Genomic DNA, 12,543 nt, shown 5'->3' on the forward strand with positions numbered 1-12,543 from the left:
CATTAGATATTCTTTTTTAAATGCATTTTTCAAGCAAATTGCATTATTTTTTAAATCAATTCAGAAGATGGATAATGGCGATGTAAAATGGTTATAAAACGCCGATATTTTGATCATAACGCAACAACACCGCTTAAAAAAGTAGCGCGGATGGCGTTACTGGAATCTTTAGATATATTTGGTAATCCTTCATCGGTTCATAAGGAAGGGCGTGCTGCTAAAACTTTATTGCAAAAGGCGCGCCGACAAATTGCTGAAAATCTTAAAACAGATCCAGATAATGTTGTTTTTACTTCTGGTGCAAGTGAAGCAGCAATGACTTTGTTAACACCCTTTTACACGATGGGGAAAACAAAGGTTCAATTTTCTCATCTTTACCTTGGTGCAACTGAACATCCTTCTGTTGCAGAAGGAGGGCGTTTTCCAAAAGAGTTGATAAGTGTCATTGCTGTTGATCAAGATGGGCTTATTCAACAAGATAAATTAACATCACTCTTAAGGGATCACGATAAGACAAAAGGTTTACCTCTTGTTGCTATTCAAGCTGCCAATAGTGAAACGGGTGTTATTCAACCGTTAAAAGAAATAGCTGTGATTGTTCGGGATTTAGGAGGTACTCTTATTGTTGATTTGACACAATATGTGGATAAAAATTTTGTTGATATTCATCAGCTAGGAGGAGACTTTTTCATACTGTCTGCACATAAAGTTGGCGGTCCTAAGGGAGTGGGTGCTTTTGTTTCATGTGGTAATCTTCTCATGCCACATCCTCTTATTATCGGAGGGGGACAAGAAAAAGGTTTACGTGGAGGAACAGAAGCATTGCCTCTTATTGCTGCTTTTGGAGCAGCAATGGTTGACTGTTACAGTCAAGAAGAGATAAAACAGTTAATGTATTTACGCAATAAATTAGAAGATGGACTCCAAAAAATAAGTCCAAATATTGAAATTTTTGGCAAAAGAGTTCAACGTTTGCCAAATACAACCTACTTTACTGTAAAAAATATCAAAGCTGAAACGATGCAAATTGCTTTTGATTTAGAAGGGTTTTCTGTGTCTGCTGGTTCTGCTTGTTCTTCGGGAAAAGTAAAACAAAGCAAAGTTTTAGAAGCAATGGGATATGATGTTTCAACTGGCGCCATTCGCATTTCAATAGGGCGTGACACAACTTCTGAAGATATTGACGACTTTTTATTGTTTTTTTCTCAAATGATAAGCAAGAAAAAAGGATAAAATTTATTATGAGAAAATTATAAAAATTAGAATTATTTTAAAAATAAAATAACTTTGATTGAAATTTTCGCACTTTACCTATAGCCTTAAGAAATAACTTGCTTAACTTTACTCTTGTAAAAAAACAAGGCTTTTAGTTACCGGTTTTTGATACCAAAAAATGGAGAAAATTTATGCCGGCAGTACAAGAAACGATACGCCAAGTCCGTGAAATAGATGTTGATCAATATAAATATGGCTTTGAAACGAAAATTAAAACGGATAAAGCGCCCAAAGGTTTGAATGAAGATATTATCAGATTTATTTCTGCTAAAAAAAATGAGCCTGAATGGATGCTAACATGGCGCCTACAAGCTTATCGCCGTTGGCTGACAATGCAAGAGCCTCATTGGGCGCGTCTTGAGTATCCTAAAATTGATTTTCAGGAGCTTTATTATTATGCGGCTCCGAAAAATCATACAGGGCCCAAATCTTTGGACGAAGTGGATCCTGAATTATTAGCAACATACGAAAAACTTGGCATTCCCCTTAAAGAACAAGAGATTTTAGCAGGGGTAAGAAAACAGTCAGATCCCTCTATGTTTGATGACAGTGTATCTGCATCGGGGCAGGTGGCTGTTGATGCGGTTTTTGATTCTGTTTCTGTTGTGACAACATTTAAAAAAGAGCTGGCACGTGCTGGTGTAATTTTTTGCTCTATTTCAGAGGCTATTATTGAACATCCAGAGCTTATTAAGCAATATTTGGGAACTGTTGTACCAGTGGGGGATAACTATTATGCAGCCTTAAATGCAGCTGTCTTTACAGATGGCTCATTTGTTTATATTCCCAAAGGGGTTCGTTGTCCTATGGAGCTTTCAACTTATTTTAGGATTAATGAACGCAATACAGGGCAATTTGAGCGAACATTGATTATTGCCGCTGAAGATTCCTATGTTTCTTATCTTGAAGGGTGTACAGCCCCCCAACGTGATGAAAATCAACTTCATGCAGCTGTTGTTGAGCTTATTGCTCTTGAAAATGCAGAGATTAAATATTCTACAGTACAAAATTGGTACCCTGGCGATAAAGATGGAAAGGGAGGTATTTATAATTTTGTGACGAAGCGTGGAGATTGTCGAGGGGACAACTCCAAAATTTCATGGACACAAGTTGAGACCGGTTCCGCGATTACTTGGAAATATCCATCCTGTTTACTTCGCGGTGATAATGCGCGTGGAGAATTTTATTCCATTGCTGTTGCCAATGGGCATCAACAAATTGATTCCGGTACAAAAATGATTCATTTAGGAAAAAATACTTCCAGTCGTATTATTTCCAAAGGCATTTCTGCTGGCTTTTCAAATAATACTTATCGAGGAGAAGTCACAGCCCATCGAAAAGCACAGAATGCGCGTAACTTTACGCAATGTGATAGTTTGTTAATTGGGAATGATTGTGGGGCACATACAGTTCCTTATATTGAAGCAAAAAATGCAACAGCTCAGTTTGAACATGAAGCCACAACATCAAAAATTTCTGATGACCAACTTTTTTATGTTATGCAGAGAGGAATTCCCGAAGAAGAAGCAATTGCATTAATTGTCAATGGTTTTGTAAAAGAAGTTATTCAAAAACTTCCCATGGAATTTGCTGTTGAAGCGCAAAAGCTTATTGGTATTAGCCTTGAAGGTAGTGTTGGATGATTTTATTTAATAAGATAAATAGAAGACTTGATGCAAAAAGGCTGTAACAATAGAAAATAATGTAAAAAAGTGACTTCTATGGCGATTACCAAAAGAAGCTGTATGCTAAAGCATACGCATTGATATCTGAAAAAAAACAGCCAGAATAGGATTTACAGCCAGAACAGGATTTAATGATGTTAGAGATAAAAAATTTGCACGCCCGTATTGCAGGGACGGATACAGAAGTTATTCGTGGTTTAAACCTGACAGTTCAAGATGGAGAAGTTGCTGCGATCATGGGGCAAAATGGTGCTGGAAAATCAACTTTGTCTTATTTGCTTGCTGGTCGTGATGATTATGAAGTAACACAAGGTGATATTCTCTATAATGGACAATCACTTTTAGAGCTGGATCCAGCAGAACGTGCGGCATATGGTATTTTTCTTGCATTTCAATATCCAATGGAAATACCAGGGGTAGCAACGATGGAATTTTTAAAAGTCGCGATGAATTCTCAGCGCAAAGCACGTGGTGATGAAGAGCTTAAAGTTCCTGAATTTATAAGATATGTTAAAGATGTTTCAGCCAAGCTTGAAATAGATATGGACATGCTAAAACGTCCATTAAATGTAGGTTTCTCAGGGGGAGAAAAAAAACGTGCTGAAATTTTACAAATGGCACTTCTTGAACCTAAACTTTGTATTTTAGATGAAACGGATTCTGGTTTAGATATTGACGCATTAAAAATTGTTGCAGATGGTGTTAATAAACTTAAAGATTCCAATCGTTCATTTTTGGTGATTACCCATTATCAACGGCTACTTAATTATATTATTCCTGATACGGTACATGTTCTCCATAAAGGACGAATTATCAAAAGCGGAGACAAATCCTTAGCGCTTTATTTAGAGCAAAATGGGTATGCTGATCTTATCAGAGAAGCAGTTTAAGGTTATTGAATATGAATGCACAGCAAAAATTGTTAGCGGTTGAAGAAGATATTATCAGTAATTTTAATCAGTATATCAATGAGTTACCGGGTGATAAAGTCGTGTGTGAAATTCGCAAAAAAGCTCTTGAGAAGTTTCAAGCGGCACGTCTTCCTTCCCGTAAAATCGAAAATTGGCATTATACTAATTTGCGCACGTTACTGAAATCTGTAAGCAATTTTTCAAAAGATCAAGACAATCAATCGGTCGATGCATTACTTTCAAAAAGCGCTGTTTTTTCCATGAACAATGGAAAAGTAGCGACACAGTCAAAGGTTGACGAGATTACAGTAAAATGCCTTTCAGAGGCATTAGAAGATAATTCTGTAAAGATAGATCAAAATATTTCTGATGAAGATTTTATTGGGCAATTAAATACAGCTTTTGTTACAGATGGTTGGCTTTTTCACATTCCGGAAAATACAAAATTAAATACTCCCATTGAATTACAAAATATACAAATGGGAGGACAATCTCATACTTTTTCAGACATAAAAGTTGATAAAAATAATCAAGTTATGTTTGTTGAACGTCAGGTTGGTAATGATCAAGATACTTTTGTCAGTTCAGTATTTTCATTAAATATTGCTGCTCATAGTGAGGTTACGTGGATTCTGATTCGCAATCGTGGCTTTAATTCTACGCAATTTGGCCGCTTGCGTGCTATTCTTGCTCAAGGAGCGAAGTTATCACTTTATGTCATTAACATAGGGAGTCAACTCAATCGTCAGGAAGTCGATATTGAGTTACAGGGGGAGAAATCTGATTTTCAATTACGTGTTATAAATTTATTATCAGGACAAACACATAGTGATCTTACAATGACTGTTCGTCACGTAGAAGAAAAATCAACGTCAACAGAAATTATACGCAACGTGGTTACAGATAAAGCTGTTGGTGTTTTTCAAGGCATCATACGTGTTGCTCAAAAAGCGCAAAAAACAGATGCACGCATGGCCTGTAATAGCCTTATTCTTTCAGATGATGCTGAATTTAATGCAAAGCCTGAGCTGGAGATTTTTGCTGATGATGTTGCCTGTGGTCATGGTGCAACAGTTGCGAATATTAATCATGATTATCTTTTTTATCTCATGGCGCGCGGTATCCCCTTTAAAACGGCGCGTGCACTTTTGATTAAAGGATTTATTGCTGAACTCATTGATGACATCAAGCAAGATAATATCCAAACTGTTTTGGAGAATATCATTGGTCAATGGCTTGAAAAAAATGTTTAAGAGAGAAAAAATGGAAAATAACGTACAAACATTTAATTATAATGTTGAAGAAATTCGGCGTGATTTTCCTCTTTTACACCATAAAGTTTATGGAAAACGATTAGCATATCTCGATAGTGGTGCTTCTGCTCAAAAACCGCAGTCAGTACTCAATGCAATGAATCATTATTATCACTATAATTATGCTAATGTACATAGGGGAATGTATTTTTTGGCTAATACAGCAACACAGTTGTATGAAAATGCTCGTGAAACTGTTCGTATTTTTTTAAATGCGCAAAAAGCTGAGGAAATTGTTTTTACGAAAAATGCAACAGAAGCGATTAATACGGTTGCTTATGGTTGGGCGATGCCTAAACTCAAGGAAGGTGATGAGATTATTCTAACGATCATGGAACATCATTCCAATATTATTCCTTGGCATTTTCTGCGTGAACAAAAAAGTGTAAAACTTGTTTTTGTGCCCGTTGATGAAAATGGTGTTCTGCATATTGAAGATTTCCAAAAAGCTTTAAGTGAAAAAACGCGCCTTGTTGCTATAACGCATATGTCCAATATATTAGGAACGGTGCCCCCTGTTAAAGAGATGATTAAGCGAGCTCATCAAAATTCTATTCCTGTTCTTGTTGATGGTTCTCAAGGAGCCATACATTTAACTGTTGATGTGCAAGATCTCGATTGTGATTGGTATGTTTTTACAGGACATAAACTTTATGGTCCCACCGGTATAGGTGTTCTTTATGGTAAGGAACATCGGTTAGAAGAAATGCGTCCTTTTCAAGGAGGAGGGGAAATGATTGAGGAGGTAACAACCGATAAGGTTCTTTATAATGCTCCTCCTTACCGTTTTGAAGCCGGAACGCCTCCTATTGTTGAAGCTATTGGATTAGCAGCAGCTATTGATTATATACAAGAGAAAGGTCGTAGTGCAATTCATGCCCATGAAATGTCCCTTTCAGCTTATGCGCATGAAAAACTGAAAACGGTTGAGTTATTGCGTATTTATGGTCACTCTCCCAATAAAGGCGCTATTATATCATTTGCAATTGAAGGAGTTCATGCCCATGATATCGCTATGTTTATTGATAGAAAAGGGGTTGCAATACGTGCGGGAACGCATTGTGCACAGCCTTTATTACAGCGCTTTGGTCTAACATCTATTTGTCGTGCATCGTTAGCCATGTATAACACTCAAGAAGATGTCGATCAATTAGTCGAAGCATTAAGAGAAACAAGGACATTTTTTAATGGCTGAGTTAATAGAAGAGCATCATTCTACAGAATCTGTTGAAACTGTAAGTGAAAATGAAAAATCTTACGTGTCAGCAATCCCAGCAGACGAAATTGATCGTATGACGAATGATATTATTGCTGCTCTTAAAACAGTTTATGATCCAGAGATTCCTGCTGATATTTATGAGTTAGGACTGATTTATCGTATTGATATTGAAGACGATCGTTCAGTAAAAATCGAAATGACTCTTACAGCACCGGGCTGTCCTGTTGCGGGTGAAATGCCAGGATGGGTAGAAAATGCTGTCAGTGCAGTTGAAGGGGTTTCGCATGTTGAAGTTACTATGACTTTTGATCCACCATGGACACCTGAGTGTATGTCAGAAGAAGCGCAAATTGCTGTCGGATGGTACTAACAAGACTGTTCGTGAATACATCGTTTTTCACAAACAGTTAGATTTAAAAGCGGTCACATGCGTTATAATAAACCAAAATTAGAACTTAATTGGATTGGAAAAGAAAAACGCCCCAAATTAAAATCGCGTATCTTATTAGAAGATCTTGAAAAATCTTATTATGCTTCGCATCAAATATCATCTCAGGATATTTTTGATAATAAACTTGTTTTTGGTGATAATTTGCTCGCACTCAGAGTACTGGAGCAAGAATATAGGGGGAAAGTAAAATGCATCTATATCGATCCACCTTATAATACAGGCAATGCTTTTGAGCATTAAAGATGGCTTGGAACATTCCATATGGCTCAGCCTTATGAGAGATAGGCTAGAATTGTTATATCATTTGCTTGCAGATGATGGCAGTATCTGGATATCAATAGATGATGATGAACAAGCCTATCTGAAAGTGATGATGGATGAAATTTTTGGTCGCCAAAATTTCATCAACAATATTATTTGGCAAAAGAAATATGCCCCACAAAATGATACAAAATGGTTTTCTGATAACCATGATTTTATAATGGTTTATGCCAAAGACAAAACGATTTGGCGTCCTCACTTACTTCCTCGTTCAAGCGATATGGATGCCCGTTATAAAAAACCTGATAATGATTCGCGTGGTCCTTGGAAATCTGGAGACTTATCCGTAAAAAGAGTAACTCCTAAGGATATTTATGAAATCACCACACCTTCTGGACGAAAAGTAATGCCTCCTCATGGCAGAAGTTGGGCTGTGAGTGAAAAAAAATTCTCTGAATTATTGAAAGATAATCGCATTTGGTTTGGTCCAATTGGGAGCAACATTCCCTCATTAAAGCGTTTTTTATCAGAAGTAACAAATGGTATGATTTCAATGACCATTTGGTCCTATACGGAAGTAGGGCACAATCAAGATGCCAAAAGAGAAGTCAAAGCCTTTAATTCTGATCATGTTTTTACACCCCCAAAACCTGAGCGATTGATAGAACGCATCATTCAACTCGCAAGTAAGCCCGGTGTCTTATCCTGGAATTCCTTTGCAGGTTTTGGCACGACCGGTGCTGTTGCTCATAAAATGGGACGCAAGTGGATTATGATTGAACTTGGTGAACATTGTCATACCCATATTATCCCTCGTTTAAAACAAGTGATTGATGGAACGGATCAAGGGGGAATTTCCAAAAATGTCAATTGGCAAGGTGGTGGTGGATTTCGTTATTATCGCCTTGCACCGTCTCTATTGTAAAAAGATCCATGAGGACAATGGATTATTAGTCGCCAATATAATGCGGCGATGCTGTCAGAAGCAATGTGTAAACATATGAGATTTATCTATGCGCCGGATGAAAATCATTATTGGATGCAAGGATATTCCACGGCAACAGATTATATTTATGTAACAACCAGCGCTATCACTCATGAACGACTGCGTATTATAAGCGAAGAGGTAGGTTCTCATCGTACATTGCTGATTTGTTGTACCGTCTTTGATACAAAATCAGCATTCTTTGAAAATTTAACAACTAACTAAAATTCCTTGTGCAGTATTAGAAAGGAAGGGATGATTACAGTTTAAATATCGCCAATCTTGAATCAATGATTGTGGTAAAAGAAGGAAACAAAGATAAAGATAATGCGCAAGCAGAATTAGATCTATTTGAATAATATATAAAAATCAGCATAAACTTAATAAATTTATTGTTGCACAATTAAGAGAACATCAATGGGAAACAGAAACGGATTATGAGGTCAAAGTGACACGAGGTTTTACAACTTTAGCACTTATCCATTATGTGTTGCCGCAAGGGACATCTCCTGTTGATTTTCGCAGTATTCCTGCCATTAAAAGCAATATTTAAAAACTTGTATTTAGCAGTTTTAGAAAATGCTGTTATCCTTTGCAAAAGTTTGATTCAGTAGAAGGAAAATTACGATTTTCTCAAATATTAGAGGATGATGCACAAGTATTGAAATGGATGAAACCCACTCGAGTTTTTTTTAATAGAATATGATAAAGGCTCAATTTATGAAAATGCAAAATATCTTTGTGAGCTTAAAAAAACTCTGAAGTGCAAAACACTATTGTTAAAAAAAACGAGAGGAAGCAGTTCAATGGTGTTGTCATGCAACGCATTATACAGCTACTTATGGCGGTAAAAAATGGCATTATGTGCTTATACCTCATGATGCTATTCAAGCAAGTAGGAGTTTTGAAGGTTTATGCACAAAGTTTACTCTTTCAGAATCTATAATTGAGGATTCATAACTTTTCGTTTCAAAAATAAAATATATAAGTTTTTTTACTTGACGTATGCGAGGCATAATAAAGTGTTTAAATATTATTTTTAATTTTGCGTGCTATTGCACCATTAATTTAAAATATTAGGGATCGCTTAAATTATAAAATTATTTTTTATAAGTACATGAAAATAAAATGAAAAATTTATAAAAGCGTTATACTAGATTATGCTTTTTTATAAATCTTACGGTTCATTAACAGTTTTTGATGAAAATACAATATTATTTTCTTTATATGAAAACAATCCTTGAGATTATACTTATAAATTTAGAAAAAATATTTAATTTTATTGAGTAATCTCAAAAATATGCTTTTTTCAAAAAACTTAAACAGTTTAGTTTTTTTCTTTTAAAGAATCTGAATAGAGTGGAATATTTAGAGGTTAAAGGAATTAATTTTATATATGACTTTGAATTTAACAAATACTGTTTTTAATTTTTTAAAGAAAAACCCGTCAAAAAAATTTACAGCGCGAGAAATTGCGCAATGGATATTTGAAAATTATCCAGAATAATGCCGCCAAAAACAGAAATGTTCAACGGCAACAATCACTCCCCTTAAGAATGATGCCGCTCTTATTCAGCAGATTGTCGCTGAAATAGGATCTAAGCGACCTCAGTTATAAAGGCGTTATACAGAAATTAAAACCACTGAAGGACGACCACGGCAATATTATTTTACAAAACAAACAGATAGTGCTGAAATTGATGCAGCAAAGGATAATGCAGAGAATAGAGCAGAAAATGGTTCTGTTAAAGAGCATGATCTTTATCTATTATTATCTAAATTTTTAGATACAAGATTTAAGCAAAGAATGGAATCGTGAAATCAAAGACTGCGTTTTGCAATATTTTGATAAAAAGACGAAGCTTTGGTCTCTTGACGTCAAAATTCTCATCAATCGTTCAAATTTACGAAAGGCATTTTTTCAAACAGTGAGCAATTCTTCATGGGCTAATTTTAGTTATTTGGTTGCGAGTGAAATTGAAGGTGTAATACATTAAAAGAGCTTCGGATGCTTTCAAGCTTGCATGGAATTGGATTTATAAGACTCGACAAGGAAAACGCTTCCGAGAGTGAGATCATAATTCCAGCTAAAGAACGCAGTGATATTGATTGGGATACTGCTAATAGATTAGTGGAGGAAAACAAAGGCTTTCTTCATTATATTAAGCTCATTCGTCAATTTTATCAAACTGGCGAGATGCGTTTATCCGATTGGGATCATATGGAGCCGAGCCATGAAGGGTATTTGAAAAAAGGCTCTATTGTTTAAAAGCTCTTTGTTCAGAGTGATAAAAAATTACAATCACTGTTTTATTTGACTGATTATATTGATGTATAATGATAACGAGTTTTTTTAATTTAAATGAGAGATTAGAATATTGTAGCATTCAATCGTTTCAAGCTATCTTATGGAGAGGCGAATAAAATTTTGTTTTAGACCTGCTCTATTTTGTGCATGAGGCGTGATTTCATGAGATGCTCGATTTAATGATTATAACTCATCACAAATTTGCTATTGTAAAAAGTGAAATCCAATCTTTGTTACTTTATTTACTCAAACATTGCAAATATTTCTTGCTCATATCAAGAAACCTTCTTACGGAGAATTTATATTTGTACCTTCTTAGTTCCGATTGTTGCTCGTTTTGATTATTGTTAAAAGAAATATCAATTTTATAAAATATTCCCATCGTTTATTAATCTCTTGAAGTGGATTTAAAAAATAAGTTTCTCTCACATCTTATGATAAAGAGAGTGTATATGATACCGTTTACCATAATAATTTATTCAATAATACCGCACGCCAGACGTGCACCACCTCCGCCAAGCGGTAATGGTTTATCTGATTGATTATCACCTCCTAAATGAATTATTAATGAGTGCCCTGTAACTTCAGAAATTTTCTTCAATCGTGGAGCAAGAAGGCTCATCGTGGCATTCCCTTGCTTATCAACATAAAGTGCTGGTAAATCACCAAGATGACCATCGACATTATAAGGTCCTAAATGTTTTCCGGTATGTTCAGGATCATAATGTCCACCTGCGCCTCCACCAATTATGCCTTCTTTTGTATCACATGAAGGATTTATATGTATATGAAAACCATGCAGCCCTTCTGGTAAAGTCGATAAATGAGGGATGAAAACCAAACCATATGTATTTTCTTCAATTCTAACACTACCAATAGCCTTTTTGGAATTATTATCTTCTAGTTTGTAAATATTTACTGTTGTTGATAGTGCTAAGGCAGAGTTTTTATAGTTTAAAAATACTGTAAAAGCTAATAGTGATAGTAGTATTCTATTCATAAAATGCCTTATTTAAATAATATAAAAATATATATAATTTTACTTAAGTGAAATTTTCTAAAAACTAATAAAAAATATTAGTAACTATAAAAAATAAATAATTTAAACTTTATAAAATTAAAATATACGTTTTATTTTACATTTATATTTAATTAAAAATATTTTATGGAGAGATAACTATATCTCATCTACATTTTTTCAAGAGATGCGTTGCAAAAAAATCTATTTTTTTGAGATATAATCAAAACTTAAGTAAGAACTTGAATAAGTTAGCGATGATTTTATTTATAATATGATGAGTCTTTCATCAAAAAACTGCATATATAATTGGTTGATAATTTTAATTTTTGTTCATAGAAAAAATGACGAAAACTTTTTATTCATTGTGAAATTTATAAGAGAAAGGACTATTATAATTCATATAAATTTCCCATAAAATACAGCATATACCGATAGCCCCCCCCATTCCTGCTCCTATCAGTGCTCCTGTGACTATTCCAGCAGAAAGTGCTATTCCTATACCCATTGCGATAACTGGACCAAAACCTGGAAGAGCAATATAACCATAAGTAGCAAGAATTGCTGAGATTGCTCCTGATATGCTACCGTTTAAGCCGCCAATAAAAGCAAATTCTTTAATAGAATAGCAGCACTTTTTGAAAAAATTGCTCTTATAACGATGGCAAGAGACATTGTTGTAAATTTTAAAATTAATCATATTTTTTTCTTTCATTTTGAATGCTAACTGTTCCTGCGTAGTCAACGGATACGAGAAAATGGGATTTTTTAAATTTTACTAAAGCACGCCAAATGCCTTTGTCATCTAAACGCAATCGTTTAATGTTTTCAAAACCATTTTGCATAAGACAGTTTTTAACTTGTGAAGCAGTAAATGAGTTTTGTCCTATTTTAGTGATATTTTGAGTAGAGCTATAGGTAAAAGCTCTACAGTAAGGAAGATAAAAAAAATTACTAATTGAATGCGTGACGAGCAATGAAACACATACAATCATCATAAAAAAAATACTTAATTTAAAAACTTTATTTAGTTTCATCTTGTCACCATCTATTGAAACAATACTTCATTAACCTTTGTATTGCGAACAGGTTCCCAAGATGATTTTATTTTTAATAT

At 34.7% G+C, this 12,543-nt stretch carries 12 protein-coding genes and 1 pseudogene; 10 read left to right on the forward strand and 3 right to left on the reverse strand.

All coding sequences use genetic code 11. From position 1 onward, the window contains the following. The first annotated feature begins 87 nt into the window (after nucleotides 1-87). The 10 genes and pseudogenes from FNZ60_RS05990 to FNZ60_RS10170 all read left to right on the forward strand — a co-directional run bounded on the left by FNZ60_RS05990 (nucleotide 88) and on the right by FNZ60_RS10170 (nucleotide 10,369). Nucleotides 88-1,233: a cysteine desulfurase family protein gene (locus FNZ60_RS05990; RefSeq protein WP_142416745.1), complete on the forward strand. Its 1,146-nt coding sequence runs from the start codon at nucleotides 88-90 to the stop codon at nucleotides 1,231-1,233. A gap of 173 nt (nucleotides 1,234-1,406) precedes the next feature. Further along, complete coding sequence (gene sufB / locus FNZ60_RS05995; RefSeq protein WP_142416746.1) at nucleotides 1,407-2,918, forward strand: Fe-S cluster assembly protein SufB; 1,512 nt, start codon at nucleotides 1,407-1,409, stop codon at nucleotides 2,916-2,918. 176 nt (nucleotides 2,919-3,094) lie between these two features. Continuing rightward, nucleotides 3,095-3,850 carry a Fe-S cluster assembly ATPase SufC gene (gene sufC, locus FNZ60_RS06000; RefSeq protein WP_142416805.1) on the forward strand — a complete coding sequence of 252 codons (756 nt, stop codon included), beginning with the start codon at nucleotides 3,095-3,097 and terminating at the stop codon, nucleotides 3,848-3,850. A gap of 11 nt (nucleotides 3,851-3,861) precedes the next feature. Continuing rightward, the gene (sufD, locus tag FNZ60_RS06005) at nucleotides 3,862-5,124 is read left to right on the forward strand and encodes a Fe-S cluster assembly protein SufD (RefSeq protein WP_142416747.1); all 1,263 of its coding nucleotides are present in this window, start codon (nucleotides 3,862-3,864) and stop codon (nucleotides 5,122-5,124) included. Between the two features lie 10 nt (nucleotides 5,125-5,134). Beyond that, nucleotides 5,135-6,379, forward strand: coding sequence for a cysteine desulfurase (locus tag FNZ60_RS06010; protein WP_142416748.1), 1,245 nt, complete (start codon nucleotides 5,135-5,137; stop codon nucleotides 6,377-6,379). Further along, nucleotides 6,372-6,773, forward strand: coding sequence for an SUF system Fe-S cluster assembly protein (locus FNZ60_RS06015; protein ID WP_142416749.1), 402 nt, complete (start codon nucleotides 6,372-6,374; stop codon nucleotides 6,771-6,773). The genes FNZ60_RS06010 and FNZ60_RS06015 overlap by 8 nt, the downstream gene beginning before the upstream one ends. Before the next feature lie 57 nt (nucleotides 6,774-6,830). After that, nucleotides 6,831-7,094: a hypothetical protein gene (locus tag FNZ60_RS10160; protein WP_246054725.1), complete on the forward strand. Its 264-nt coding sequence runs from the start codon at nucleotides 6,831-6,833 to the stop codon at nucleotides 7,092-7,094. Next, nucleotides 7,084-8,040 (forward strand): site-specific DNA-methyltransferase, encoded by a 957-nt coding sequence (locus FNZ60_RS10165; RefSeq protein WP_246054726.1) that lies wholly within the window; start codon nucleotides 7,084-7,086, stop codon nucleotides 8,038-8,040. Before FNZ60_RS10160 ends, FNZ60_RS10165 begins: the two co-directional genes overlap by 11 nt. 427 nt (nucleotides 8,041-8,467) lie before the next feature. Next, nucleotides 8,468-9,060: pseudogene (locus FNZ60_RS10685) on the forward strand (restriction endonuclease subunit R); the annotation flags it as partial. A gap of 1,048 nt (nucleotides 9,061-10,108) precedes the next feature. Further along, nucleotides 10,109-10,369, forward strand: coding sequence for an HrgA protein (locus FNZ60_RS10170; protein ID WP_246054727.1), 261 nt, complete (start codon nucleotides 10,109-10,111; stop codon nucleotides 10,367-10,369). Between the two features lie 514 nt (nucleotides 10,370-10,883). On the opposite strand, the gene sodC is transcribed toward FNZ60_RS10170, so the two are convergent. The 3 genes from sodC to FNZ60_RS06040 all read right to left on the reverse strand — a co-directional run bounded on the left by sodC (nucleotide 10,884) and on the right by FNZ60_RS06040 (nucleotide 12,463). Then, entirely contained in the window at nucleotides 10,884-11,408 is a 525-nt protein-coding gene (sodC, locus tag FNZ60_RS06030) for a superoxide dismutase family protein (RefSeq protein WP_142416750.1), read from the reverse strand. A gap of 376 nt (nucleotides 11,409-11,784) precedes the next feature. Then, nucleotides 11,785-12,141 carry a hypothetical protein gene (locus tag FNZ60_RS06035; protein ID WP_142416751.1) on the reverse strand — a complete coding sequence of 119 codons (357 nt, stop codon included), beginning with the start codon at nucleotides 12,139-12,141 and terminating at the stop codon, nucleotides 11,785-11,787. Continuing rightward, nucleotides 12,119-12,463, reverse strand: a complete 345-nt coding sequence (locus tag FNZ60_RS06040) for a hypothetical protein (RefSeq protein ID WP_142416752.1) — start codon at nucleotides 12,461-12,463, stop codon at nucleotides 12,119-12,121. Before FNZ60_RS06040 ends, FNZ60_RS06035 begins: the two co-directional genes overlap by 23 nt. Between the last annotated feature and the right edge of the window lie 80 nt (nucleotides 12,464-12,543).

The sequence above is a fragment of the Bartonella massiliensis genome (assembly GCF_902150025.1).
In the GTDB taxonomy this organism is placed as follows: domain Bacteria; phylum Pseudomonadota; class Alphaproteobacteria; order Rhizobiales; family Rhizobiaceae; genus Bartonella; species Bartonella massiliensis.